Origin of the sequence: Paraburkholderia sp. Ac-20347 (assembly GCF_017104805.1) — a bacterium.
GTDB lineage: Bacteria > Pseudomonadota > Gammaproteobacteria > Burkholderiales > Burkholderiaceae > Paraburkholderia > Paraburkholderia tropica.
The window spans coordinates 1-25,817 of record NZ_JAAGPN010000115.1 but is presented as its reverse complement, the minus strand read 5'-3'; the positions used below and the strand labels follow the sequence as shown (position 1 = coordinate 25,817).

The 25,817-nt window shown below is 61.0% G+C and carries 23 protein-coding genes and 5 pseudogenes; 15 read left to right on the top strand and 13 right to left on the bottom strand.

The features are described 5' to 3' along the window. Positions 1-2,454: 2,454 nt before the first annotated feature. Entirely contained in the window at positions 2,455-2,652 is a 198-nt protein-coding gene (locus G3N97_RS21405) for a ribbon-helix-helix protein, CopG family (RefSeq protein ID WP_205994994.1), read from the top strand. Between the two features lie 23 nt (positions 2,653-2,675). Here G3N97_RS21405 and G3N97_RS21400 read toward each other — a convergent pair whose 3' ends face one another. Continuing rightward, complete coding sequence (locus G3N97_RS21400) at positions 2,676-3,512, bottom strand: fused MFS/spermidine synthase (RefSeq protein ID WP_205994993.1); 837 nt, start codon at positions 3,510-3,512, stop codon at positions 2,676-2,678. 31 nt (positions 3,513-3,543) lie between these two features. Here G3N97_RS21400 and G3N97_RS21395 point away from each other — a divergent pair, with 31 nt between their 5' ends. Then, positions 3,544-3,798 (top strand): hypothetical protein, encoded by a 255-nt coding sequence (locus G3N97_RS21395; RefSeq protein WP_205994992.1) that lies wholly within the window; start codon positions 3,544-3,546, stop codon positions 3,796-3,798. Between the two features lie 213 nt (positions 3,799-4,011). Here the strand turns inward: G3N97_RS21395 and G3N97_RS21390 are convergent, their stop codons facing one another. Continuing rightward, a complete protein-coding gene (locus G3N97_RS21390; RefSeq protein ID WP_205994991.1) occupies positions 4,012-4,161 on the bottom strand; it encodes a hypothetical protein in 150 nt (49 codons plus the stop codon). 1,247 nt (positions 4,162-5,408) lie between these two features. Here G3N97_RS21390 and G3N97_RS39560 point away from each other — a divergent pair. From G3N97_RS39560 to G3N97_RS39555, 4 genes and pseudogenes are all read left to right on the top strand, one after another. Continuing rightward, positions 5,409-5,627: a hypothetical protein gene (locus G3N97_RS39560; RefSeq protein WP_241030734.1), complete on the top strand. Its 219-nt coding sequence runs from the start codon at positions 5,409-5,411 to the stop codon at positions 5,625-5,627. Between the two features lie 386 nt (positions 5,628-6,013). After that, positions 6,014-6,727 (top strand): response regulator transcription factor, encoded by a 714-nt coding sequence (locus G3N97_RS21385; protein ID WP_205994990.1) that lies wholly within the window; start codon positions 6,014-6,016, stop codon positions 6,725-6,727. A 294-nt stretch (positions 6,728-7,021) separates the two neighbouring features. Continuing rightward, positions 7,022-7,638 (top strand): annotated as a pseudogene (locus G3N97_RS21380) (transposase); the annotation flags it as partial. A gap of 109 nt (positions 7,639-7,747) precedes the next feature. After that, positions 7,748-8,019 (top strand): annotated as a pseudogene (locus G3N97_RS39555) (IS3 family transposase); the annotation flags it as partial. Between the two features lie 536 nt (positions 8,020-8,555). Here G3N97_RS39555 and G3N97_RS21375 read toward each other — a convergent pair. Further along, positions 8,556-8,828 carry a hypothetical protein gene (locus G3N97_RS21375; RefSeq protein ID WP_205994988.1) on the bottom strand — a complete coding sequence of 91 codons (273 nt, stop codon included), beginning with the start codon at positions 8,826-8,828 and terminating at the stop codon, positions 8,556-8,558. A 360-nt stretch (positions 8,829-9,188) separates the two neighbouring features. Between G3N97_RS21375 and G3N97_RS21370 the strand changes: the two genes are divergently transcribed. Then, a complete protein-coding gene (locus G3N97_RS21370) occupies positions 9,189-10,091 on the top strand; it encodes an aldo/keto reductase family oxidoreductase (RefSeq protein WP_205994987.1) in 903 nt (300 codons plus the stop codon). 668 nt (positions 10,092-10,759) lie between these two features. Here G3N97_RS21370 and G3N97_RS21365 read toward each other — a convergent pair. Beyond that, complete coding sequence (locus G3N97_RS21365; RefSeq protein WP_205994986.1) at positions 10,760-11,251, bottom strand: hypothetical protein; 492 nt, start codon at positions 11,249-11,251, stop codon at positions 10,760-10,762. Positions 11,252-11,657: 406 nt separating this feature from the next. After that, positions 11,658-12,137: pseudogene (locus G3N97_RS21355) on the bottom strand (sugar kinase); the annotation flags it as partial. A 412-nt stretch (positions 12,138-12,549) separates the two neighbouring features. Between G3N97_RS21355 and G3N97_RS21350 the strand changes: the two are divergent. Next, positions 12,550-13,092, top strand: a pseudogene (locus tag G3N97_RS21350) (IS3 family transposase); the annotation flags it as partial. Positions 13,093-13,506: 414 nt separating this feature from the next. On the opposite strand, the gene G3N97_RS21345 reads toward G3N97_RS21350, so the two are convergent. Both G3N97_RS21345 and G3N97_RS21340 read right to left on the bottom strand, forming a co-directional pair. Beyond that, positions 13,507-14,811 carry an integrase arm-type DNA-binding domain-containing protein gene (locus G3N97_RS21345; protein ID WP_205994984.1) on the bottom strand — a complete coding sequence of 435 codons (1,305 nt, stop codon included), beginning with the start codon at positions 14,809-14,811 and terminating at the stop codon, positions 13,507-13,509. A 163-nt stretch (positions 14,812-14,974) separates the two neighbouring features. Further along, positions 14,975-15,556, bottom strand: a pseudogene (locus tag G3N97_RS21340) (oxidoreductase); the annotation flags it as partial. Positions 15,557-15,778: 222 nt separating this feature from the next. Between G3N97_RS21340 and G3N97_RS21335 the strand changes: the two are divergent. Then, on the top strand, positions 15,779-16,699 hold the full coding sequence (locus G3N97_RS21335) for a LysR family transcriptional regulator (RefSeq protein ID WP_205994995.1): 921 nt from the start codon (positions 15,779-15,781) through the stop codon (positions 16,697-16,699). Between the two features lie 30 nt (positions 16,700-16,729). Here the strand turns inward: G3N97_RS21335 and G3N97_RS21330 are convergent, their stop codons facing one another. Then, a complete protein-coding gene (locus tag G3N97_RS21330) occupies positions 16,730-17,233 on the bottom strand; it encodes a GAF domain-containing protein (RefSeq protein ID WP_205994982.1) in 504 nt (167 codons plus the stop codon). A gap of 138 nt (positions 17,234-17,371) precedes the next feature. Between G3N97_RS21330 and G3N97_RS21325 the strand changes: the two genes are divergently transcribed. Beyond that, positions 17,372-17,986, top strand: coding sequence for a cupin domain-containing protein (locus G3N97_RS21325; protein WP_205994981.1), 615 nt, complete (start codon positions 17,372-17,374; stop codon positions 17,984-17,986). Here G3N97_RS21325 and G3N97_RS21320 read toward each other — a convergent pair. Further along, complete coding sequence (locus G3N97_RS21320) at positions 17,983-18,282, bottom strand: hypothetical protein (protein WP_205994980.1); 300 nt, start codon at positions 18,280-18,282, stop codon at positions 17,983-17,985. The two genes, G3N97_RS21325 and G3N97_RS21320, sit on opposite strands and share 4 nt — an antisense overlap. A gap of 182 nt (positions 18,283-18,464) precedes the next feature. Here G3N97_RS21320 and G3N97_RS21315 point away from each other — a divergent pair, with 182 nt between their 5' ends. From G3N97_RS21315 to G3N97_RS21305, 3 genes are all read left to right on the top strand, one after another. After that, entirely contained in the window at positions 18,465-19,139 is a 675-nt protein-coding gene (locus tag G3N97_RS21315) for an HAD family phosphatase (protein ID WP_205994979.1), read from the top strand. A 128-nt stretch (positions 19,140-19,267) separates the two neighbouring features. Further along, entirely contained in the window at positions 19,268-20,194 is a 927-nt protein-coding gene (locus G3N97_RS21310) for a LysR family transcriptional regulator (protein ID WP_205994978.1), read from the top strand. Positions 20,195-20,270: 76 nt separating this feature from the next. Continuing rightward, positions 20,271-20,981, top strand: coding sequence for a DUF4410 domain-containing protein (locus G3N97_RS21305; RefSeq protein WP_205994977.1), 711 nt, complete (start codon positions 20,271-20,273; stop codon positions 20,979-20,981). A 31-nt stretch (positions 20,982-21,012) separates the two neighbouring features. On the opposite strand, the gene G3N97_RS21300 is transcribed toward G3N97_RS21305, so the two are convergent. The 4 genes from G3N97_RS21300 to G3N97_RS21285 all read right to left on the bottom strand — a co-directional run bounded on the left by G3N97_RS21300 (position 21,013) and on the right by G3N97_RS21285 (position 24,032). Further along, positions 21,013-21,717: a glutathione S-transferase N-terminal domain-containing protein gene (locus G3N97_RS21300; protein WP_205994976.1), complete on the bottom strand. Its 705-nt coding sequence runs from the start codon at positions 21,715-21,717 to the stop codon at positions 21,013-21,015. Positions 21,718-21,854: 137 nt separating this feature from the next. Further along, positions 21,855-22,178, bottom strand: a complete 324-nt coding sequence (locus tag G3N97_RS21295) for a cupin (RefSeq protein ID WP_065059127.1) — start codon at positions 22,176-22,178, stop codon at positions 21,855-21,857. A 56-nt stretch (positions 22,179-22,234) separates the two neighbouring features. Then, positions 22,235-23,005, bottom strand: coding sequence for a hypothetical protein (locus tag G3N97_RS21290; RefSeq protein ID WP_205994975.1), 771 nt, complete (start codon positions 23,003-23,005; stop codon positions 22,235-22,237). A gap of 79 nt (positions 23,006-23,084) precedes the next feature. After that, the gene (locus G3N97_RS21285; RefSeq protein ID WP_205994974.1) at positions 23,085-24,032 is read right to left on the bottom strand and encodes a LysR family transcriptional regulator; all 948 of its coding nucleotides are present in this window, start codon (positions 24,030-24,032) and stop codon (positions 23,085-23,087) included. A 138-nt stretch (positions 24,033-24,170) separates the two neighbouring features. Between G3N97_RS21285 and speB the strand changes: the two genes are divergently transcribed. Both speB and G3N97_RS21275 read left to right on the top strand, forming a co-directional pair. Then, positions 24,171-25,136 (top strand): agmatinase, encoded by a 966-nt coding sequence (gene speB, locus G3N97_RS21280; RefSeq protein WP_205994973.1) that lies wholly within the window; start codon positions 24,171-24,173, stop codon positions 25,134-25,136. A 66-nt stretch (positions 25,137-25,202) separates the two neighbouring features. Beyond that, positions 25,203-25,658 carry a nuclear transport factor 2 family protein gene (locus G3N97_RS21275; RefSeq protein ID WP_205994972.1) on the top strand — a complete coding sequence of 152 codons (456 nt, stop codon included), beginning with the start codon at positions 25,203-25,205 and terminating at the stop codon, positions 25,656-25,658. Positions 25,659-25,817 lie beyond the last annotated feature (159 nt).

The following is a 25,817-nucleotide window of genomic DNA, read 5'->3' as shown; positions in this document are numbered from 1 at the left end:
CGACTGGATCGAGGGCTATTACAATCGAGAGCGCCTGCACACCTCGATAGGGTTTCTGACTCCCGTCGACTTCGAGGCCGCGTTGGTCGCTGCATGATCTGCTGTACGTGGAAATGAGGCAGGGTCATAGAGTCTCTGTCGCTGTCCCGGTTGCGTGATGAGCAAGAAGCGTTCTGGCGAAGGTCTGCCAGCGAGCTGCCGCCGGAGCAATGCGACGGCTGAGCCTCGCAAAGGCAGCACCTGCGAACCGATCAATATCCTCTTGCCGACCGGACTGGACACAAGCTGGCACGGGGCGGTCCGCGCAGCCGGTTCGACGCATATCCGCTCATTCCGGTCTAGAGCAATTGGGAGCATCTGACGCTGCTGGAACTGCTCGAAATCGGCCTTAGCTAGCGCGCATAACAGCCATCGCGGCACGTATTGTCCACCAGCTTTTGTGGCTGGGTGCACATGTCGAGGTTAACGCGCAGCGGGCATCATGCCGATTGCCTCTTGGCAAGTCGGTCTCGCATCCTGAGTATTGCGCCTGCGGTGGTGCAGCATTGATCCTGGCGGTTTGCGGCGCAAGAGCCAGATACGCCTGAGAAGCATTTTTGCGGGTTTGGCTACGGCCTTGATATTGGTGAAAAGGCTTGGGGTTCCGGCAGCCGACACGTGGGTTTCGCGCGCTGTTGTTGCAAGGACAAGCACGCAGCGCTGTTTAACCGAACGCAGTATTCGCTGCGTTTGCAACCTTATCAAGACCACGATCGAGGGCTATTTTTTCATGAAATGTCAGCGTGGATGCGATCGCCCTGTCGAATTCGTTTGCAAGTAGGGCGATGCGACGGTGAAGCGCACGGCCGGATGCAGTCAACGAGAGATACGTGAGGCGGTTGTCCCGGCTGTCCGGCGCCCGACACATCAGGCGGCGCGCAAGCCGATCCTCTGCGGTACGACTGAATCTGGTCTCTGTTGAGATGTGCTGTTTGGGCCAATTCCGTCACGGACAATGGACGGCGGACTGCCACAGCGGCTGCAATTATCCGGGCCTCCCAATGTGTGATGCCGAGTGTTGTCTGATTTTGTGCGTTTGCCTCTCGTTCAATGAGCTTGTTTGGCTCGTGCAGCCGACGTGTTAGCAGAGTGAAGGGCGCGTGCGTGGGCATCATTGTCCTTTCAGGGCAAAAGTGACAGTCCACCGGATGGTATGCGAAACGCGCTGCATCTCTCCGTTTGCTGTGGCACGGGCTAAGGGCGGCGGTTTCGGTAAGCCAGCGGGTGTGAGCCCCGTGGTAGACCATCACGCCGCGGCAGCGGCCGTGCGCTGGTTTTCCGAGCTGCCTGACGCGCTATTCTGCAGCACGCTGCAGGACCGCCCAGCACCGAGGCTCGGTCTCAACGCTGAATCGTCAGTAAGCTTGCTAATTGTCTTGGCACCGGAGCGATGAACGCGGGGGGGGGGCGATGCGCTGCTGGCACTTGCGATGCGGTGCGCGTCGGATAAGAGGGATTAACTGGCTCGATGATCACGGTAGGGCAAAAGGAGGCGTGATGATCGCCACGTGCGGTTCACCGCCGCCCATAAAGTCTACAAGCCGACTGATATGCTGATTCACGTGGCGCGCGCGCCGTAGCATCACCCAGCTACTGGTGGTCTGTTGTCTATAGTCTCGCGGCAAAATGAATCGCTTGATTCGATCAATCACCTGGTCAACTGCCAATGCCCCTTGCAGAGCATGCACGTCGATCATTCGTTCATTAAGGGGCATCGTCGCGGCCATTGGAATTGGCAAGCTGACAGTATCAATGAATGCGAGCCTACATGCCCGCCGCCGAACGCTACCTATGGCTGCGCGTACAATTGGGTAGTTTTGTCGCTAGACAGGAGGGGGCAAGCGTGGGCAATCTATCCTGATTTAAGTTGAACAAGGCTGTTCAGGCGGAATAATCGGCCCAGCCCACATCGCTTTGAAGAATCTGCCGTCAGAAACGGGCACTGTGTGCTGACGCCCGGCATAGGCAACCTCGAGTTCCCGGGGCGCCCCGGGCTTAACACAATATTCGTAAACACGCACCACCTCGATAGCGCCCGCCGTTTGGAGCCAGTACCACCCGGGAGACGCGGGTCGGCGTCGTCGCCATTCCATAGTCGGCCCTCCGAACATTTTCCGATGATTATGCAAAGATTAGAGTAAGCGGCTCAGGTGTGCCGTTCGTCCCTTCGCGAGCGCATAGAGCGTTATGGCGAACAGGCGTGTCGATCTGATAGAGGGCGCTGGGGGACTGTCCGGCGTGCGCACCAAGTCGAACCCACGCCAAGGCAGGAGTTCGTCAAGACGATTCAATTTGTGACCGGCGATACGGGTTGGCACATAGTCGAGGCGGGCGCAGCCGGTCGCATGCGCTGGTATTGGATTTGTAGGTGGGTGTATTATAATTTGATTATCATGCATCATCTTCATGCTCCCAATGGAAACCAAAACCGCACGCCTGACCATCCTTATTGATCCCGCAAAAAAAGAGGCATTTGAAAGGCTCTGTGCAGCACAGGACCTGACGTCATCACAGGTCGTGCGGCAGTTGATTCGCGAGTATCTCGAACGTCACAATGTGTCCTACAAGACAAAGAACACGCTTGGAAAGCGTAACGGGGACGATGTCGTTTGAGGTGCTCAGTCTTCTGCCGAGTTTCAGGCGTCCTGCTCCCAGTCTGCATGCCTGTTTGTGCGCCAGGTTAACCGTTGTGGGTCTAGAGTTGCGCCCTCTTTGAGTCGCCTGGCAGTAGAGCAAAGTTTCAATTCATCTGCCCAGGCATAGCCGAAGGCGCGTTCAAGCAGGACGCGTAAAGATGGCAGCCGACATCGACTTTTCCAGGCGAAAGCGATGAGGTTACTGTCGTCGGCACATCGGACGACGGCGTATGAAGATCCGAACACTGATTTCAGTTGCTCAATATAACGGATCAACGCCGGCTCGTCATCGGTGAAATTAATCGCGAAAACACCGGACTCCGTCAACCGCTCTCGACAGTCAGAGAAAAACGCTACATTCGCACACTGCCTTGCGACCCCTTCTCGCAAGTAGGCGTCAACTAGGATGACGTCGGCGGTGATATCCGGATTACGGATGAAGTCTGCGCCATCAGCACGCACTACGCGGAAGCGTGCATCGTCTGCCGGAATTCTGAACGCGTCGCGCAGCGCAATTACCTCCGGATTGATCTCAATTGCGGTAATGCTTGCTTCTGGCAGGTGACGGTAGCAGTACTTCGCCAGCGAACCGCCGCCTAGCCCGATCATGCAAATGTCCTTCGGGGTAGGGTGCAATAGAAGGAATCCCATCATCGTGCGCGTGTAACCGAGCGCGAGCCTATCGGGCGCGCGAAGCGACATACAGCTTTGCGTGGCGAAATGATCGAAATGTAAGGACACCGCGTGCTGAGTTTTCAGCACAAACGGCTTCCCGTCATTTAACGGCGTTGAGAGGAATTTGAGATATGCGTCAGTTGATACCCGGTCGCTGTCCATATCTATCCTCGTGATCAGATGGCATCCATATATGAGAACCCGCAGCGTCTCGCACGTGCGTGCCACGCAGCAGGTGAGTTTTTCTTCTAGAAAACGCGCCCAGCTTGCCAATGCCGGTCACATGGCCAACAGCGGAACCGATGTGGTTGATCGTGACGGTTTCCTCCGCATGACGTTCCTCTCGCGTACGCTCACCGCATTGATTTACGCCACTTCGTTGATGGCCGTAGTCTTCTGCGCAAACGTGCGGCATACGTCTGCGATTGGGATATTGCTGCGGGCATGAAGAGGAGGTCACTGGGGGCCGTAGACGTAGTTTTGCGCCAGTCAGGGAGCATGTGACACCGAACAGGTAGTCAGGCGAGAGCACACATGCCATTATAATATAAAACACATATGATTTATCTTTTATTATAATTCATCCCGGTTGCCATCCTCGGGCGACTTGCGGGCGGATCTCGTGGGGGCGGGAATGTTCGATGTGAATAGGGCGTTGGTGTTATCCGATCGTCGCCTGGTAGGCCTGCAAGAAATCGCCGGACGCAGGGGGCTTGTTGTGGCGGGAGTCGGACGCGGCGGCGAACGCGGGTTCCAGATGGTCCACCGATTCCACGATGTGGGGGAGCAACTCGCAGTGGAAGGTATTCATCTGGCGTTCATCTATCCACGGGAGTCGGCCCGTCACGTACTGGATGCAATTTCGGTAGCGAGTACACGCTTCAGGAAACATCCTCAGCTGCTCCTTGATGTCGATGGGTGTTGTTTCGCACGTGGCCTATGGCCTCGATCAATTGAGGCGGTGTGCCTGGACTTCCAGATGAATCGGCTAGCTGGCGCAACCATTGATCTTCGGGATGCGGCATGGGAGTGTGAGCTCAGGACCTTTTTCGCACACTGCCAGATAGAAGCAGGGGGGGCGGATGGGTGACCTGTTTGGAGGTTTGGGATCGAGAGACGGCGAGCATTGCGCGCGTTCACGCTGCGCGCAGATTGCACGGGAGTGGCAGTAATTCCATCGCGATTGTGCTTATCGAAGCGGAGCATTGTCTCAAAAGGAGCATCTTTCTGGTCCTGAACGGATGCGGTAGCGCTACGAATGAGGGCATACGATACGGTTGCGGTGGTACCCGCACGCGGGCGCTGTCAAGGTGCGGATCAACGAGTCTGTGCTCTAGATGCTTTGGGTCACTGTAGCCGAGGTCACGGTTCCACATGCTTCCCTTTAACTTACCATTCCTAGGTTTGTTGGCACGGCGTTCAGACGCTACACGGAATAGGCCGGACGTCCAGGAGTCGGAACACTTCGTTTCCCTGCACTTTGACGGTCGCGCCCCGAGTGGTTATCGTCGTTTGCCGGAAGCAAGCATCACCGCAATCGAGATCAATTCCAGGGTGATTCACTGCGCGAGGCGTTCTGTCTCACCACCCGACGATGGCCGGTTATCGGTCATTTTGCAGACGCTGTCCGGTATCTTCGTATGACAGAAAGTAGCTTCGATACATAGTTAATCGACAGTTCCACCTCGGTCGGTGTGCGACTCTCGCGCTCTCTGAAGAGGCGGTTCTAGTGCTCATCCGTCTCGGCTAAGCAATAGCAGCATGCATGCCATCAACCCGCGCAGGTAGGTGCGGGATTCGAGGGCAACCTTGACATGCTTTGTGAAATATTCGGTTCGTCAGACGCGTTTAGCTGGAAGGTCAGTGCGCCACGCGCGCGAGACGCTGATGAGGCTGGCGGTTGAGCTCGCGACGCAGCACAGGATAGACCTCTTTGACGCTGCCGTCGCCATCAAGAACGGGGCCGCTTACGACTGTGTGTAAGAAAGTGAATAGAACACGGCCGATTGCTCTGCACCCCAAACCACAACGAATAATGGAGTATTCTCTGGATAGGCGATGAGAAATAATGATTTATCAAACGGTCAACCGATCTCTGCGTCAGCGATCTGGGCGCTGGAACGCCTCGCGGAAGTTCGCTATGGCAGAGACGCACCCGCTATCGGATGGTCGATCATGCGAGAGCTCATCGGCGCTGGCTTTGTCGGTTACCCTTCGGGGCGCTCCAGTGTTGCAATTACGCTTGCCGGCAGAGAATTCCTGAAAAGCAGGAAATAAGTTCGACCGCTTCACCGGACAACTCCTGCTGTCATTTCGCCCGACGGTGCCAGTGCTTTGTCCATTGTGGTCGTTCGCGGCGCGGACATACTTGCCGGAGTGGATCGCCTGTCACAAGGATAGGCCAGTGACTAGGATAAGGTGGGATACCGGCGGTTGTAGAGGTTGGATCGGTCGCCCGTCTAAATAATTCTGGATCGGCTGAGTCGCCGCCTATCACATCAACTGCTTTCGGGGCGGCCCATTCTCAATCTCGGGGATGATCTAATCCGGGCGGAGTTGGGGCGCAATGCTTAAAGGTCAAAAGCCGCTCTATTCTCTGGCAAGCGAATTTTTATGAAACCGTCTGGTCTACGTGGGGCAAATGCAGTGCAATGGATCGACCAATGAAAATTGCTGTACTGGACAAGGATCAGCACCATGCTGCGTTCGTCCACGGTGTACTCGCTGCCGGTGGGTTCGACTGCAAGATATTCATAGATAGCCGAGTCTTCTTGAGGGAAGCTGAGCGTGACGAATACCGCATGTTGATCCTGGATTGGGACGCGGGTCAATATGGCGGGGAAGCAGTTCTGGGATGGGCAAAGAAGAATTTTGGGGCACATTTTCCGGTCATGTTTGTCACCTCGCGCCAGGCCGAAGGCGACATGGTTAAGGCACTCTGTGCTGGTGCCGACGATTATCTGATCAGGCCTGTTGACGCATCGCTGCTGCTTGCAAGCGTGAGGAAACTTTTGCGCTGGCCATATGGGAGGGCCAATACCCATTCCGTCGATGTTTTTGGGGCTATCGAGTTCCATTCTGAAAACATTGTGCTTGTCGAGGGGATACCTGTTGTCCTGGCACCGAAAGAATATGCCCTTGCCCATATTCTCTTCACAAACATAAACCGCAGAATATCGCGGAAACTAATGGCGCGAAAAATCTGGTCTCACAAAGGAGATAAGGTTAGCAGAACGATTGATACACATATCCATAATCTGCGCGTCAAACTTGGTTTGTACAAGGATAGGGGATACACGCTTAGGGCTATCCATGGCTTCGGGTATGAGTTGCGAGAGGATCACGAGTCACTGTTGTTGCCAGTAAAAAAGGAATGAAAATTCCGTTATAATTGACGTAGTAGTGACTATCTCGCTGCGCGAAAATATTATTTGATTTTTATAAAATATATATACCAAGAATTATAAATTAGTTCAATCCAAGCGTTAATCAAAAAACGTTATAAGAATTTGCAATTGGGCGCAGTGCTGCGCCCAATCTCTGTTGGGCGACCTTTAGAGTTGCCAGCGCGCTGAACAACTATAGATTCGTCTCCCGAGCAATTGATCCATATTGGAGTGGTCCCACGTATCTGCGGCCACGAGAACTCTCTTAAAATAAGGGATGGTCTTGTGCCTAACGGTAAGCCTAGTCATTACGCGGAATTCATCGAAAATCTTACCGAGTCCGAGCGCCGTCGTTGGCGCTCCGAACAGGAAAAGTCGCCATCGTGCAGGAATACTGGAACCGGGTGCATCCATGTCAGCGGTGGCAGGCCGACAAGGCGTGAATCCCAACCAGATGTTCGGCTGGCGCAAGCAATGCTCGGAAGGCAGTCTGGCTGCGGTGAAGGCGAGCGAGACCGTTGTGCCCGCATCCGAGCTGGCCACTGCAATCAAGAAAATCAGGAAACTGCAACGACTGCGTGGGAAAAACACGATAGAAGTTGAAATCCTGAAAGAAGCCGTTGAATGGTGGCGCTCAAAAGAACTGGTTGCGCGTTCGCTCTTGGTGGGGGCGATCTTTGAAAAAGGTCTGCGAAGTTTTCGGCATTGCGCGCTATGGTGTAGCAGCGATACAGGGCGCTCGCCCTGCTGGCAAGACGGCCGTAGCGCGAAACCGACTGACGACTCGGAGTTCGTCGAAGAGATTCAGGCCCATATAACGCACCGCCCAACATACGGCTACCAGGCGCATCTGGGCACCGCCGCGTCGTAGTCGAGAACAGACCAGCGCGCCGCGCGTCAATCACATGCTGCAATTACCTCTCCGGCTAACGGTGGAGGCTGCCATGGAAACGTATGTGGTTCTCGATGTATCTCAGAAATCGACTGCTGTTTGCATAGTCGAACAGTGCCGGCACCACGCATGTTACGCAGACCATCGGATGGCTATCGGACAACGGCTCGACATGCATATCGACCACTGCCCACGCAGCGTCGCTCGTGAACTGGGACCTGGGCCGCTAACTGCGCCAGCCCGTTCGCCGAAGAGCAATGGAATGGTCGAATCGTTCGTGAAGACCATGGAGCACAATTACGTCGCCTATATGGACAAATTCGACGTACCAACATAAATCCCGCGTCTGATCTTCGCGTTTGAGCACGACAATGAGCGCTACCCGCATTAAGCCATGAAATGCCGCTCGCCTCACGAGTTCAGACGCGCGGCGGTGCCATCAATCTAACAGTGTCCGCGTATCCTGAATTGCAGGGGGAATTCCACATATGATTCACGTCGTCGCGGCGTGGTTCGATGACATAGGATCTCCCCAGTCAGTCAAATGAATTTGCTGGCAGCGTGGTTGTGGCAATGGCCATGCTTGGTGCCCAGCAAACTTCCGTCCAGTCACCTAACAGTGCGCATGCTTTTCGCAGTGGGATTGCGCGCGCCGAATGCTGCTGGCGATGCTCATCTACAGCCCTAAGCTATCAGTCGCCAACGCCGCGCCGTAACGTACGTAAGGCTCGCAGTGTGACTGCGTTGCTTCGAAAAGCACTATCAGTTCTACTTGAAACCGAAGAAGCGTACGCCCGCGTCTCTCGTGAGGTAGGCGAGCGTCGGCGCGTGTGATTTATATATTTGACCACCTGACTATTCGCCACAAGCGACGTGGTAGCTTATTTTCGCGGCTAACGGGAAAGTAGCCATACATCCCGAGATGCGTTATTGCGCACGGGCGACCTTGAAATTGGGTGTTATCGCCCGTTCGAATGCAGTCGGTTCGTTTCGCTGGTCCGACGCCTTTTCAACGCCTTTTTTCATGACGTCTTCGCAGAGCATGATGCGGGATCGGTAGTACGCCGCATGCATCTGAGCGGTGAGCACGCGCTCCTCTGCTTCGAATAGTGCCATTCGTAGTTCACCGAGTGACCGCTCAGCCTGACGCTCGGGGGTGATTGCGTGTCGTGAGGCGAAGTTCGTAATCCAGCGCAGCATGGAGAGTTTCTCCGTTGGTGAGGGGGTACCCATGGGGCCATCCCTGGTGGCCCTGATTACTCTGTCCAACTGCAACGTGCGTATTAGGGTATCAAAATCCGAGTCTGGCAATCGTCAAGCAGTGTTAAATTGTGCTGACGGGTAGCGTTGCTCTCGATCAACGGCTAGTTAGCCAAGTTGCCAACCATCTGCATAACCGAGGCGTAGGAGACTGCGCGGCTCCGTCGAGCAGTGTGCGTGGCCGATGGCAAATGCGAACATAATTGTGCAAAATTTTGCACAACCCGTGCAGATCTGACGGGATTATCGGTCAACGCGACTCAGTCCATACTGGCGCCATCCCTTTTCGAGGAGAACGCCATGACCCAGCCGACCACCGCCCAGACCACCCAGCCGACCACCCTGAGCCGCACCTTCGAGTTCGCCGGTCGCACCGTCAACCGCATGGGCTACGGCGCCATGCAGCTCGCCGGCCCCGGCGTGTTCGGGCCGCCGAAGGACCGCGCGGAGGCCGTCGCGGTGCTGCGCGAAGCGCTGGAGCGCGGCGTGAACCACATCGACACGAGCGACTTCTACGGTCCGCACGTGACGAACCAGATCATCCGCGAGGCGCTGCATCCGTATCCCGCCGACCTCACGATCGTCACCAAGGTCGGTGCCGTGCGCGACGATCAGGGCGGCTGGCTGCCCGCGCACGATCCCGCCGACATCGAGCGCGCCGTGCACGACAATCTGCGCAATCTCGGTCTCGACACGATCGACGTCGTGAACCTGCGCATCATGGGCGACGTGCACAAGCCCGCCGAAGGGCCGATCGAGCCGCAGATGGAAAGGCTCGCGCGCCTGCGCGAACGCGGCCTCGTGCGCCATATCGGCCTGTCGAATGCGACCGTGAAACAGGTGCAGGATGCTGAAAAGATCGCACCGATAGTCTGTGTCCAGAACCATTACAACCTGGTGCACCGAGACGACGATGCGCTGGTCGATGCACTGGCGGCACGCGGGATCGCCTACGTGCCGTTCTTCCCGCTGGGCGGTTTCACGCCGATCCAGTCGTCGGCGCTTTCGGAAGTCGCGCAGTCGCTTGGCGCGACGCCGATGACGGTCGCGCTAGCTTGGCTGCTGCATCGCGCGCCCAATATCCTGCTGATTCCGGGCACTTCGTCGCGGGTGCACCTGCGCGAAAACATGACGGCGCAGACGCTCGACCTCTCCAGTGAGGTACTGGCGCAACTGGACGCGATTGGTAAAGGGCAGAAATGAGCGCCGATGCGCGGACGCTGGCGTGCCGCGGACGCGCCTTCTGTGTTGTACACCGTGTCCACAAGTCGGCGCCAATTGTCGGCGCGGAGCACTGGAGAGCCGCTACGGAGAGAGGAGGCGAGGTAGGTGGCTATCTCCACAGCGTGTGAGCTACAGGCCACGGGATTCTGCCGCTTGCGTACGAAACGTTCCCGGTGGAACTCTGGGCTGGCTTCTGATTTTGTCTGGCACCCGCCTCTGACGACGCTCGCGGGACCGCGCAGGAACCCGGGTGCCAGGCACACGCCTGACGAACTCTAGGGCAAGAACGGCGAAGCCTCGGTTATTCACAGTTTTTGGGGGTAACTCCGTGGATAACCTCTCTGGACGGAGCCGTGAGTGGCCGGATGGGATCGGGTTTCCCGCTGGCGGGCGGACGCAAGCCTGCTCGTGGTCATCGCGAAGCGAATGCGGGTTGAGGCGCTCACCGGCGGCGAGCTGGCATTACTGGGTGCAGGAGTCGCGCGGGAAGGGGGCAAATTCGATTTTCGCACCGGCAAGCATGACCTCTCTGGTGAGAGCAGCAGAACTTTCAAAGCCACGTTGGATGCGATCCACGGAGCGTTACAGCAGGTGACAAACACCATCACGACAATTGCTGATACATCGGACGTCATCGCACGTGAGAATCATGTGCTGTGGAAGTGGATCACCGTGCAGGCGAACGGACTCAAGGGAGCGCATGCGTCGATAACGCAACTGGCCAGGCGAAGCCGCGAACCCTCCGTCATGCGAGTCTCAACGCGGGCGAGTACGCCTGAAGGAAACTTCATGTTCGCGTGCATTTCTTCGTCGCACCCAATCGACGCGACAAGTGCCTGTGCGTCGATGACCTCTGGTTCTTGGCCCATGAGCGACCGGCACCAGTGCACCGGATAGCGACCCAGTTCGAGCAGCGCACCTCCGCGCATCGCCGGAATGCGTCGAAATTCCCCCGGCGTGTCTGGCACCGTATGGTTGAAGACCGCTTCCAGGGAGGTGAGAGTGCCCAATTGACCTGAACTTGCCAATCCGAGTAGATGCTCAAATACGTGGTGGTAGCGTTCGTGGAACTCCTCGATAATGCGGCGACCTGAAGCCCTCGATGCTGATTGCATGGCCCGCGCTTCCTCCGCATTCATGGCGAAGTGCTGCTCGCACATAGCATGCTTGCCGGCTTCGAGCGCCTTTATCGAAAACTAAGCGTGAAGATTTGGTGCAGCGGGTTGTGGACGATGTCAATCGACGGGTCGTCCAGAAGAGCTTCGTAGCTCTCGTAGGCGCGAGGAATATCATGTTCTTGTGCGAACGCGGTAGCGACACCTGGACGGCGCGCAGCGACCGCCGCAACCTCGACATCGTGACGTCGCGCGGCCGGCTCAAGGAGAGCCCACGGTACGATACGTGCCGCCCCAAGAATTCCAAATCTCACCATCGCATTTCCCCGTGAGATGGTGAAGAATCCACGGTCCAAGCCCGAGTGTGCTGCCTTCAGGCCTGTGACGCACCTTCGTGCTGTTCCAGTGCCGAACGGAGTGGCAGGCCCTCTTAGTCACCGATGACCTGAATAGCCAATGACCCTTTCGAGTTGCCACGGGCGACCGCTTCGGCGACAGGGTGCCCCTCGAGAAGCGCGCTAATCACGCCAACCGCGAATCCATCGCCAGCCCCAACCGTATCTACGACCTTCTTCACCCGACAGGCTGGTACAACGCCAGATTCACTGCGATTCTCGAAGTAAGCGCCTCGCTCTCCGAGCTTGACGATGACGAGCTTCGCACCCTTGTCGAGATAGAACTTCGCGATTTCCTCGGGGGACGACTTACCGGTGAGAATCAGACCTTCACCGAGACCCGGCATCACAATGTCCGCGTGCGAAGCCAATGCGTTCAGGGTCTCCGCCATCTCCGTTTGACTGCGCCATAACGCAGGGCGTAGGTTGGGGTCGAAGCAAATCGTCTTGCCTGCGGCCCGCATCTGGCGCGCCGCGTGAAACGAAAGCTCGCGGGTTTCGTTCGAGAGGGCGGGTCTAGCGCACCGCCTGGCGGCGGCGCAGTTCGCCTTGGGCGATGTCGTCCAGCCGATGGTATCACTGCGAACTTTGACGGAATTGAGTCGCCATCTCTTCGCAGACGTCGATGATGTCGTTAGCCGACGAACTCCTGCCTGACAATGTCGTGAACCATAATGCCCGCACCATCAAAGGTCGGCGGTGCTCCGCCTTTGTCGGGATCCACGTAGACAACCTTCTTCTCAGCGTCGACGTCACGAACACGCCAACGCTGACCACCAAAGATGATTGCCTGGCCCGGCGTTAGTGGATGCAGTATCACTGGACCACGGAGATTTCGAGGTTTTCCGCACCCAAATTCCATCTGCCGTCAGTTCGACTTCCACGCAGGCCACTAATTGCTTAGGCTTACGGCAGCCCAGGCATATCGTGACTACGATCAACGAAATCTGGAGTATGGATTTCGTTGCCGATGCACTGTTCGATGGAAGACGTCTTCGGACACTGACCGTCGTCGACAACTACACACGGGAATGCCTGGCCATCGAGGTCGGCCAAAGTCTGAAGGGAGAACACGTGGTCGAAGCGTTGACGCGTATCACCGCCATGCGCGGACACCCGGCCACGATCAAGGTCGACAATGGCAGCGAGTTCATCTCGAAGGCAATGGATCGCTGGGCGTATGAACATGGTGTTGAACTGGATTTCAGCCGACCGGGTACGCCAACTGACAACGCCAAGGTCGAAAGCTTCAACGGGCGCTTCCGGCAGGAATGTCTGAACGCGCATTGGTTCTTGTCATTGGCCGACGCGCAGAGCAAAATCGGCGACTGGCGCACGTACTATAACGAGGTTCGTCCCCACTCCGCATTGCAGTGGATGACACCTGCCGAATTCGCCCGTCAGGCAAGGGAAACCGCCTCGCCTGACAACTCAACCAAGCCGGAAATCTCCACTTCCGACCGGGACTAATTCTGGGTCAGGGTCATGCCGGGCCAAACCCGGACGTGTCGTCCGCGGGGCGCATCGAAGATGCTAGCGCATTCTAGTACTCGGATCGACTACACTCGCTTCGACAAGATGGTCATGCTTGATGATGGCCGAATGCGAGGCAGGCACCGCGCGAGTTGTAGTCTATTTGCTTCCGCTCAGACCTCTACGTGAGCAGTTCGAGCGAAACTTGCCGCCAAGATAGAAATCCGAGATACCTTCCAGTCGTTGATTCTGCCGAATATGCGCTCTGGGGTTAGAGCTTTGCCTCCGCGTTGGGGCGACGAGACGGTTGGCATTGCCACGGGCCGGGCCGCCCTCAGCCAGTACGACAACACACAGGGAACCCGCCTTTCTTCGCTTCGAGTGCAATCCGCATAGGTTCCCTGACAGAGCTTAGGCCGCATTCAGCCTGGTGTTGCCTGTCGCTGTTAAAGGATCGATAAGGTCGGCCCATCGCTGCGCAAGATCGCGGCGCTCAGAAATATACTTCGTCGCATTGGTGTAGGCTAATTTCACTTTGTTGCGCTCAACGTGGCTCAGATAGCATTCGATGACCTCGGAACGCCACCAGCCACTTTCATAAGCCCATACCGCGACCGACCCGCGAGCACCATGTGCGCGGAACCAGTTGTTGGTTTCTTCATTCAGGCCCATCTGGGCAAAGATCGCGTTAACTGCCCCGCGTGAAAGGTGCGGAAGTACCTTAGCTTTCGGGCTGTAAAAGACGTAATCCTCGATATTCGTTTTTTGTGAGATCGCGCGAAGTGCCAGCAACCGAGCAGCCAGTTGGGCCGACAGTGGAAAGCAGTGTGGCTGTTTGTTTTTCATCCGGGAAGCCGGAATGTTCCAGAGTGCATTCTCGAAGTCAAATTCCCCCCAACGTGCCTGTAACGCCTCTCCGGTGCGGCATGCACTTAGCAGTATCGTCGCTGCAAGCGTCCGCGTGGTTAGCATCCTGCGCTCGCTGTCGATGCGACAGAGCAATGCACACATCTGGGAGGGCGGCAGGGCTTTGTTGTGTCGGACTCTCCTGGGCTTAACCGCATCGCTCAGGGCGATCATCGTAGCTGGATTGTTTTGTGCGCGCCCCGAGCTGATTGCATAGCGGAACACCTGTCCGAGCAACTGCTTGAGTTTGCCCGCAACATACGTGCTTCCGTTCTGCCGCTCGAAACCTGTGCGAATGCTGCCGTTAGCGACGCCCCTGACCAACTGGTGAACGTGCGCTGCGGTAACCTCTGCAACAGGAAGTCTGCCGATGTCGCGACAGACGACGTATCGCTCGAGCCACGTTTTGGACTGACCGAAGGTGTAGTCGGCAACGCTGCCTCGGCGATGTTCTAACCATTCAGCGCATAACGCACCGAGCGTTTCCGTGTGTGCCTGAACGTTCATCAGCCGTTCTTTTTCGCGAGCGGCAACCGGATCTATGCCCACAGCAAGCAGCTTACGTGCCTCATATGCGAGCAAGCGAGCTTCGGCGAGATTCACGTACGGAAACAACCCGATTTTCAGCGTTCGTTGACGGCCACCGAACCGGTAGGCCATTTTCCACGTCTTGCTGCCGGCAGTTGATACGAGCAGGTACAGTCCGCCGCCGACGGAAAGCTTATGGGGTCTATCGCTCGGCCGGAGTACTTTGAGCGAGGCATCAGTTACTTTCAAAGGGCGCGCATTTGCGCGTTGGGTGCTGTTCATTTGAGGCTTCTCCTGGTGCGATTACGGTACACCCGGCTTAACCACGCGTTGCCAACAATCCATAGGGGAACGCGGGGGAGCATCGGGGGCGCCAGGACATGAGCCTTCGTTTCTTCTCACGTTGCTGGTGGGTCTTGGGGAGACTAAGGGATTGCTGCTAGCCCTGCACGCAGACGATCGGCGCGATGCGCTCGGCGTCGGCGACCTGTTTCGCGGTCGCATTCGACAGGCCGATATGGCGCACGAGGCCGCGTTCGCGCAGGCGCGCGAGCCTTTCCATCTGCGGCTCGACCGGGCCTTCGGCGGGCTTGTGCACGTCGCCCATGATGCGCAGGTTCACCACGTCGATCGTGTCGAGGCCCAGATTGCGCAGATTGTCGTGCACGGCGCGCTCGATGTCGGCGGGATCGTGCGCGGGCAGCCAGCCGCCCTGATCGTCGCGCACGGCGCCGACCTTGGTGACGATCGTGAGGTCGGCGGGATACGGATGCAGCGCCTCGCGGATGATCTGGTTCGTCACGTGCGGACCGTAGAAGTCGCTCGTGTCGATGTGGTTCACGCCGCGTTCCAGCGCCTCGCGCAGCACCGCGACGGCCTCCGCGCGGTCCTTCGGCGGCCCGAACACGCCGGGACCGGCGAGCTGCATGGCGCCGTAGCCCATGCGGTTGACGGTGCGGCCGGCGAATTCGAAGGTGCGGCTCGGAGCGGTCGGCGGGGTGGTCTGAGCGGTGGTCGGCTGGGTCATGGCGTTCTCCTCGAAAAGGGATGGCGCCAGTATGGACTGAGTCACGTTGATGGATAATCCCGTCAGATCCGCACGGGTTGTGCAAAATTTTGCACAATGACGCGGTGGCGCAGCCGTCAAACTGTCCGCGCCGATTTCCCGTTTTTCGACCCGACTCGTCCGGCATCGACCGGCATGGACCTCGCCATGACGCGCGACACCCGCCCGCAAGGCCATCCGGCCCTGGAAATGAACGATCTGGCCGCCTTCGTCGCGGTGGCGCGCGCGGGCGGTTTCCGCGATGCCGCGCGCGCCGGCGGCGTCTCGCCGTCGAGTCTGAGCACGGCGGTGCGGCGGCTCGAAACGCGGCTGGGTCTGCGGCTGCTGAACCGCACGACGCGCAGCGTCGCGCCGACCGAAGCGGGCCAAAGTCTGCTCGACACCATCACGCCGCTGTTCGCCGAGATGAAGGCCGCGCTCGACGTGCTCAACGGTTATCGCGACCGGCCTGCGGGCGTGCTGCGGCTGAACGTGCCGGCCAACGTCGCGCGCAGCGTGCTGCCGCCGATTCTCGCGGGCTTCGCGCGCGCCTATCCCGAGATTCGCGTGGAAGTGGTGGTGGAAGACGGTTTCGTCGACGTGTTGCAGGCGGGCTGCCACGCGGGCATTCGCTACGACGAGCGGCTCGAACAGGACATGATCGCGATTCCGATCGGCCCGTCCGTGCAGCGCTTCGCCACGGCGGCGGCGCCGGACTATCTGAAGGCGCGCGGCGCGCCGGCGCATCCGCGCGATCTGCTCGATCACGCCTGTCTGCGCGTGCAGTTTTCGGGCGGCGCGATGGCGATCTGGGAGTATCAGCGCGACGGCGAGACGGTGCGTCTCGATCCGCCGGGGCCGCTGGTGGTGAAGCCTGCGGCGGCGCTCGATCTGGCGATCGAAATGGCGCTGCGCGGAGCGGGCGTGGTCGCGATGTTCGAGGACATGCTCAAGCCGCATTTCGCGAGCGGCGCGCTGGTGCCGCTGCTCGAGGACTGGTGGCCGCAGTTTTCCGGGCCGTTTCTCTACTATCCGGGGCGGCGGCATCCGCCCGCGCCGCTGCGGGCTTTCATCGACTTTCTGAAGTCGGGCGCCGAGGCAGGCGCAGATACTTCGTCATCCTGACGAGGCATCCGCGCGAGAAAAACGCAGCGTTTAGCGCGCAGTGGGTTTCCAGCCGAATTCGATGAACACGCGGCACAGCTCGGCCATGCCCTTGGCGTCTTCGTCGTCGAAACGCGCGAGGTGCGGGCTGTCCACGTCCCACACGCCGATCAGCGTGCCGTCCGCCGCCAAGAGCGGCACCACGATTTCCGACTGCGAAGCCGAATCGCACGCGATGTGGCCCGCGAACGCGTGCACGTCGGGGACGAGCTGGGTCTCGCGCGTCTGCGCCGCCGTGCCGCACACGCCCTTGCCGAGCGGAATGCGCACGCAGGCGGGCTTGCCCTGGAACGGGCCGACCACGAGTTCCTTGCCGTCGAAGAAGTAGAAACCGGCCCAGTTCAGCCCGTCGAGCGAGTGGTAGACCAGCGACGAGAAGTTCGCCGCGTTCGCGATCGCGTCGGTTTCGCCTTCGATCAGCGCGCGCGCCTGGGCGGCGAGCGTGGCGTAGAGCGCGGGTTTGTCGGCGGGAAGGGAGTCGGAGAGCGAAAACATGGTGTGTCGAGCCTGGTGAATCTGGGGTGAATCCGGAATGAAGCGGCGCAAAGCGCGCCTGCGAGGGCGCCAGTTTAGGCCAGATCGGGGGTTTTTGCTCGCATTTGCCCGATTGTCTGAGGCGACGGTGGGGCCTTTGTGACCTTGCCGTGGACGTTGCCGCGCGCGGTCGTGCAATCGGGGCGGGCGATTCTGCTCGGCGACGTGCTGAGCCAGCCGTCGCGCGAGCAACTCGAACGCTGGATGGTCGCGAGTACGCCGGGGCGCAACCGCATCCGCGCGGCACTGCCCGCGCACCAGACGCTGAAACAAGGAGCGAAAACGATGGAAACCGGCATGATCAATACGCAGGAATCGCTGCAATTCGCGGGCATGGACACGCGCGTGATCGCGGGCCTGAGCACGGCCGCGCCTTATACGGCGATGGTCATGCGCGTGGAGCAGGGCGGCGGTGCGCCCGCGCATCGCTCGCTCGACGAAGACAAGACGTTCGTGGTGCTCGAAGGCCGGCTGGAATACCGTTTCGGCGATACCGTGCGCGATGTGAGCGCGGGCGAATCGGTGGCGGTCGCGCGCGGCGACGTGCACGGTTTCACGAATCGCGCAGCGACGCCCGCACGCGTACTGCTGGTCGCGTCGCCCGCGCGGCACGACGGTTTCTTTCGCGCGATGGCCGCGTTGCCGGTGCCGCACGCACTCGACGCCGTGCGGCGCGTGTGCGCGCAATACCGCCAGGAGATCGTCGGGCTTTAAGACTTTTCGGCGCGCGCCCGGCGCTCGTTCGCGCGGCCGGCTTCGTCGGCGATATCGAGCGCCTTGCGTTCGCGGCGCTCCTCGTTGCCGCGCCGCGCGCGCATGCGCTGACGCGAGAGCACGCTGATGATCTCGCCGGTGCTGGCGTTGGCGGGAATCTCGTTGCGGATCACGTTGGGCACCATCGGCAGTCCCTGACGCTGCCGGCGCAGCGCCTGCGAAATCGCGCGGCGGCAGTCGTCGCCGTGGCAATCCCACTCGTCGCGCAGCTCTCCGCAGTATCGGCATTTGTCCATCGGTTCAGTTTACCCGGAATCGGCGCGCACTTTCGGGGCGCGACCACGTGACCGCGCCACGTAACCACGCGACTACGCGCAGGCACGCGCTGCGTGCGCCCGCCGACGCAGCGCAGCAATCGGCGCACGCGCGCACACGACGCGGCGCTATCATCGGCGATGACTCGAAGCGGGAGCGGCCCATGCCAACGAAAACGACAACGAAAACGTCAGCGACAGCGACAGCAACAGCGGCGCAAAGCGGCAAGATCGGCACGGTCCTGTTCGACATGGAAGGCGTGCTCTCGCACTACGACCGCGCCGCGCGCGCGGCGCATCTCGCGGCGCTCACCGGCACGACGCCCGACGCGGTGCGCGCCGCGATCTGGGATTCGGGCCTCGAAGCGCGCGCCGATGCCGGCGAACTCGCGCCCGACGCCTATCTGCGCGCACTCGGCGAACTGCTCGGCTGCGCGATGGACCGCGCGACCTGGCTGGCGTCGCGGCGCGCGTCGATCACGCCCAACGACGCCGCGCTCGCGCTCGCCGCGCGCGTGGGCGAGCGCTGCCGCATCGCCGTGCTGACGAACAACGGCAGTCTCGTCACCGATCACCTCGATGCGCTCAATCCGCCCGTCGCGCGCCTGTTCGGCGGGCGCGTCTATGGTTCGGCGCAATTCGGCGCGGTCAAACCCGCCGCGCGGACCTATCTCGGCTGCGTCGAGCAGCTCGGCGCGCTGCCGCACGAAACCCTCTTCATCGACGACAGCGAAGCGAACGTGCAAGGCGCGCGCGACGCGGGTCTGCATGCCTGTCTGTTCGTCGATGCCGGCGCGCTCGAGCGCGATCTGCGCCGCTTCGGCGTGCTGCGCGACTGATCGCTCTCGCACACGCGAACGCCTGCGCAAGCGCAGCTTCAGGGTGGATCCGGCTTGAGCCGGGAGCGTTTCGCGACTACGCTCGGACATTCAAAAAACGCATTCTCACCGATGGGAGCTTGCAAGGCATGCATGACCTGAGTGTCCGGCGTTTGAGCCACGTGGTGGCGCTCGCGGAGGAGCGCAGCTTCGCGCGCGCGGCCGAGCGTGTGCATCTGAGTCAGCCCGCGCTGAGCCGCAGCATCCAGGCGATCGAAGAGGAACTCGGGCTGCGCCTGTTCGACCGCGCGGTGCGCGGCGTGGCGGTCACGCAGGCGGGCAAGGCGGTGGTGGAGCGCGCGCGGCGCGTGCTGTTCGAGGCCAGTTGCCTGACGCGCGACGTCGAACTGCTCAAGTCGCACGAGGCGGGCGAGGTGCGCATGGGCCTCGGGCCGTATCCGACGATGGTGCTCATGCCCGACCTGCTGGTGGCGCTGTCGCGCCGTCATCCGGCGGTCGAGATGAAGGTGTCGGTGAACCAGGGCATGCAGATGGTCGAGATGCTGCTGGCCGAGCAGATCGACTTTCTCGTCACCGACCGGCGCGTGCTGCCCGACAATCCCGCGCTCGCCATCAAGTCGCTCAAGCGGCACGACGGCGGCTGGTTCGCGCGCACCGGGCATCCGCTCACGCGGCGCGGCGCGGTGACCACGGCGGTGCTGCGCGACTATCCGCTGGTGTCGGTGCCGCTGCCGCCGTTCATGCGCGCGGCCGTGCATCGGCTCATGAAGATCCGCTCGCACGAGTCGATTGGCGTGCAGCTCGAATGCAACGATCTGCAGGTGCTCAAGTCCTTCGTCGAGCAGACCGATGCCTTGCTGTTCGGCACCGTGTCCTCGGTGCGGCGCGAGCTGGCGGCGGGCACGATCGAGCGCATCGAGGTGGCCGATTCGCCGCGCATGGGGCTCGATATCGCGCTCGTCGTACTGGCCGAGCGCACGATGTCGCCGGCGGGCGAGGTGGCCGTCGCGCTCGCTCAGGAATTGCTCGCGAACGCGCAGAAAACGACCGTCTGAGCACGGCCGGCACGCAGAAGGAAACCGTCGCGCGCCGCGACTATGATGGACGCATCGTCCATCGCCGGAGTGTCCGATGAGCCTGTCCGCACGGCGTTTTGTCTGGCGTTTTGTCTGGAATTTTGCCAGGGGTTTCGTGCTCGCCGCGCTGTGGCTCGGCGCGAGCGCGGCTCACGCGCAAACTCCGGCGTCCGCCGTGCCCGCCACCGCGCCGCTCGTCTACGTAAGCGACTTCGAACTCGACGCCTCCAGCGTCACGACCGATCAGAATCCCGTCGATCAGGCGCGGCATTTTGCGGGCGGTCTGCTGCCGCGGCCTTTGTCGCGTCTGCGCGGCGAGGATCCGCAGACGAAGGCGCACGACATCGTCGAAGAAATGGCGTCGACGCTGGTCGCCGATCTGCGCCGCTCGGGTGTCGATGCGCGCCGCCTGGCGACGGGCGCGCCGCTGCCCGCGCAAGGCTGGCTCGTGCGCGGCGTGTTTCTGCAGGTGGACGAGGGCGACCGCTTGCGGCGCGCGATGGTGGGCTTCGGCTCGGGCGCGAGCGAGGTCCAGCTGGCGGTGGCCGTCGACGATCTGACGACGCACGCGCCCGCGCCGCTTTATCAGGTGATCGACGCGCAGTCGAGTCACAAGACGCCCGGTGCGGGGGCGGCCATCGCGCTCAATCCCTACGTGGCCGCCGCGAAGTTCGTGATCGCGCGTGGCGATCAGCGCCTGACCGTGCAGCGCGCGGCGGGACAGGTCGCCGATACGGTGGTGGCGCGCGTGAAAGCCGCGCCCTGAGTCATGACGCGACGCCGCGGCCAGGCCGCGCTCACACGCGTTTCGGAATCTCCAGCCCGCGCTGCACCGCCGGACGCGCGACGAACGCATCGAGTACGCGCTTGACGTTGCTGAACGTCTCAAAGCCCACCAGATCGCCCGCTTCGTAGAAGCCGACCAGATTGCGCACCCACGGGAACGTGGCGATATCGGCGATCGAGTAGTCGTCGCCCATGATCCACGTGCGGCCCGCGAGGTGCTGATCGAGCACATTGAGCAGACGTTTCGATTCGGCGGCGTAGCGGTCGCGCGGACGCTTGTCCTCGTACTCCTTGCCCGCGAACTTGTGGAAGAAGCCGAGCTGGCCGAACATCGGGCCGATGCCGCCCATCTGGAACATCACCCACTGGATCGCTTCGTAGCGCGCCGCGCCCGAGCGGGCGAGCAACTGGCCGGTCTTGTCGGCGAGATAGATGAGGATGGCGCCCGATTCGAACAGCGGCAGCGGCGCGCCGTCCGGACCGTTCGGGTCGAGAATCGCGGGAATCTTGTTGTTCGGATTCAGCGAAAGAAACGCGGGCGACAGTTGATCGTTGGTGTCGAAGCGCACGAGATGCGGCTCGTAGGGCAGGCCCAGCTCTTCGAGCATGATCGAGACCTTCACGCCGTTGGGCGTGGGCAGCGAATAGAGCTGGATGCGCTCGGGATGCTGCGCCGGCCATTTTTCGGAGATCGGGAAGGTCGAAAGTGCGTTCATGCGGTTCCTCTGAGTGGTCTTGTCGTGTCGATCGGTCGGGCCGTGCGACGATGGTCGCCTAGTGTAGAAGAATTACGGCGAGCGCGTTGGACGTGCCTGGATTCCTGCTCGATCGACGCCGTCGCGCGTGACGGTGTTCACACGCTGCCTTCCTTTTCGATCACGAGAATGCGCGCCGCGCCACGCGGATGCGCCACATGTTCGCAGCCCACCTGCGCATAAAACACGTCGCCGGTTTCGAGCACGGCCACGTGTTCCGACACGCCGGTTTCGCTGCGTTCCCGATAGTGCATGTCGACGGTGCCGTCGAGCACCGCGAACACTTCCTCGCCATCGTTCACATGCCATTTGTACGGCTGGTCGGTCCAGTGCAGACGCACGGTCGTCCCGTTCAGATTCGCGATATCGAGCGCGCCCCAGGCGCGTTCGGCGGTAAAGCTTTTGCTGCGGATGATCTTCATGATGGAGCACGAAAACAAGGGATAAAACGCGGCGCGCGAGGCTTGATGCTGCGTGCTTAATGCTGCGCCGGCAACGATTGCTGAAAGCTGATCAGATTGAGCGGCGAAACGCGGATGAAGCCGCCGCGCGGGCTGTCGATATCGGCGATCAAGGTCAGCGACAGCGACACCGTGACAGGCAGCACGAACAGCAGAATGCGCTTGCCGCTTTTCCCGCGCGCGCCATAGCCCTGCATCAGATTGCTGAACAGCGCGATGACGATCATGAGTATCCACGCGGCCACGGGAATGCGGTTGATCCACGCGGCCTGCGTATAGCCCTGCGTGTTGATGACGTCGTTCATGCCCGCCACCACGAGCGCCGTGACCGGATTCGGCTGCGCCGCCGCCGCGTCGCGCCCGCCGTTCCATAGCTGCGTTTGCAGATCGGCGGTCGTGCGGTTGATCTGCGCGAGTGCGTCGCTTTCGTGCGTGGTGTAGTAAAGCACGCGCGCCTCGGTGTACTTCGCGAGCAGCGTTTTGAGGTTCGCCGCGCCCGCGCCGCCGATCAGATCCGCGCGCAGATATTCCGTGCCGATCGCGTTCGCTTCTTCTTCCTCCAGATTCTTGCGCTGGTCGTAGCGACCCACCGCCATCGAGAGCGTGAAGCCGATCAGCAGGGCGAGCAGCGTGAGCGTCGCGCCTTGCACGACGTTGTAGTTCTCGCGCGCCTCCTCGGAGAGCGGCCAGCGGCCGTTGAGCACGACCGCACCGAGCGCGGCGGCCAGCGGCAGACAGACGATCAGCGTGACGAAGAGATACGCGGGATGCTGAAGGTATTGCGTCATGTTGGCTCCGAGTGGCTTGAGTCGAAGGCGCGTGAACAGCAATAAACGTCGGCAGGCAAGGCAGTTGGGTGGAGCGATTCTACGCGTTTGCCGCGCCTTCGCGCTCGACCTCGTTCAGATGCACGGCGCGCAGATCCTCGATGAATGCGCGCTGAATGTCGCCCGTATTCGTCATGCGCCGCGTGACCATATGGAAGGTCACGTCGTAGCGCAGCGCCGAGGGATTCACGGCGCGCAGCAGCCCGCCATCGACATAAGGCTTGGCGAAATGCACCGGCAGATAGCCGAGATGATGACCCGAGAGGATCAGCAGCGCGACCGCTTCCATGTTGTCGGCGATGGCGGTCACATTGCGCTCGTGCGTGGAGTGCTGCGCTTCCGGCAGCGGATAGCTGCGCCACGCCCACTCGCACGCGGCGGCTTCGGCGGCGCCCACGTCGCCCGGATGATCCGCGTGCGCGGCGCGCCCGAACAGCGCGTGGCGCGCGCCGCAATACGCGTACTGGCGCTCGATGAACAGCGAGGTGTAGTCGAGGCTCGGCACGCGGTGCCAGAAATAGCCGATCGCGATATCGACCTTGCCGTTGAGCACCTGCTCCTCCAGTTCGCCCGGCGAGCGGATCTGGATGTTGAAGCGCACGGCCTGGTCGCGCTGGCGAAAGCGCGCGATGGCGTCGCTGATGCGCGCGTTCTGGCTGAACGGCGTGTGGCCGATCAGGCCGAGATTGAGTTCGCCGACGAGCTGGCGGTCCATATTGGCCGCTTCGGCGCAGAACGTGTTGGTGGCCATCAGCAGCCGCCGCGCCGACATCGCGAAACGCTCGCCCTTGGCCGTGAGCTTGAAGCCGCCGCGCCCGCGCTCGCAGAGCCGGAAACCGAGCCGCGTTTCCAGCGAAGCGAGCTGCGTGCTGATCGTCGATTGCCCGACGTTGAGCGCGGCCTGCGCGGCCGTCAGCCCGCGCGCGTCGACCACGGCGAGAAAAACGCGGATCAGCCGCAAGTCGAAGTCGGTCAGGTTGGCCAGCATGCTTTTATCCTCACATTGATGCGAATCGATGTAAACATCATCAGGCCGTCATTTTATCCATATTTTTTTCCCTCTAGCATTGCCAGCATTGGGTTTCATCCCACTGCTCCTATCGATGTTTTCAGGGTTTATACGGATATGAACGACTCGCAACACACCCCGCTGAACCAGCCGCTTTCCGGTAACGCCATGCCGCGCTTTGGCGGCATCGCTTCGATGATGCGTTTGCCGATCGCCGAGACGAGCGCGGGGCTCGACGCCTGTTTCGTGGGCGTGCCGTTCGATCTGGGCACTTCGAACCGCAACGGCGCGCGCCTCGGCCCGCGCCAGATCCGCGCCGAATCGGTGCTGCTGCGGCCCTATAACATGGCGACGCGCGCCGCGCCGTTCGACTCGCTGCAGGTAGCCGATATCGGCGACGTGGCGATCAATCCGTTCGACATCCACAAGGCGATCGCCGATATCGAAACGGCCTACGACGGCATCATCGCCGGCGGTTGCAAGCCGGTCACGCTGGGCGGCGACCACACGATCGCGCTGCCGATCCTGCGTGCGATGCACAAGAAGTACGGCAAGGTGGGCGTGGTCCACGTGGACGCGCACGCCGACGTCAACGACACCATGTACGGGGAAAAAATCGCCCACGGCACGCCGTTTCGCCGCGCGGTGGAAGAGGGCCTGCTCGATTGCGACCGCGTGGTGCAGATCGGCCTGCGCGGCACCGGCTATCATGCCGACGATTTCGACTGGTGCCGCGATCAGGGCTTTCGCGTGGTGCAGGCCGAGGCGTGCTGGAACCGCTCGCTCGAAACGCTGATGAAGGAAGTGCGCGAGCAGATGGGCAACGGTCCCGTTTATCTGAGCTTCGATATCGACGGCCTCGACCCCGCGTTCGCGCCGGGCACGGGCACGCCGGAGATCGGCGGACTCACGGTGCCGCAAGGTCTGGAAATCATTCGCGGTTTGCGCGGGCTGAATCTGGTCGGCGCGGATCTGGTGGAAGTCTCGCCGCCGTACGACCCGCAAGGCACCACGGCGCTGCTGGCCGCGAACCTCGCTTTCGAAATGCTGTGCGTGCTGCCCGGCGTGGCGTATCGCGCCTGAGTGATGTCGATTGATTCGGCATCCGAAAATTATTCAAAAACTACGCCAGATCCCCGGAGAGCAAGCATGAGCGAGACCCCGACTTCCACCGAGACCGCCGTCCTGGCCGCCGCCGATGCGCTGATCGCATCGTTCGCGCGCCACGACCGCGACGCCTATTTCGCGGCCTTCGCGCCGCACGCCAATTTCGTGTTTCATCACGTGAGCGAAGCGCTGCCGACGCGCGCGGCCTACGAGGCGCTGTGGCGTCAGTGGGAACGCGACGACGGTTTCGCCGTGCTCGGCTGCGAGTCGAGCGAGCGCGCCGTGCAGTGTCTCGGCGACGTCGCGATCTTCACGCACAACGTGCGCACGCAGGTGAGCACGCATGCGGGCCGCGAGACGCTGGTCGAGCGCGAGACGATCGTATTCGCGCGCGAGGGCGCCGGCTGGATCGCCGTGCACGAGCATCTGTCGCCGCACGCCTGCGTGGCCGTGCAGCACGACGTGAACGAAGCGAACGCGCTGGAGGTCTCAGCATGAAGCGCGAGACCGTACTCGCGGCCGTGGAGCCGGGCGTATTCGTCGATGGCGAATGGCGGCATGGCGAAGGCGCGCCGCTCGAGCTGATCGATCCGTGCAGCGGGCAACCGGTTGCGCGCGTGTCCGCCGCGAGCGCCGCCGACGTGGACGCCGCCGTCG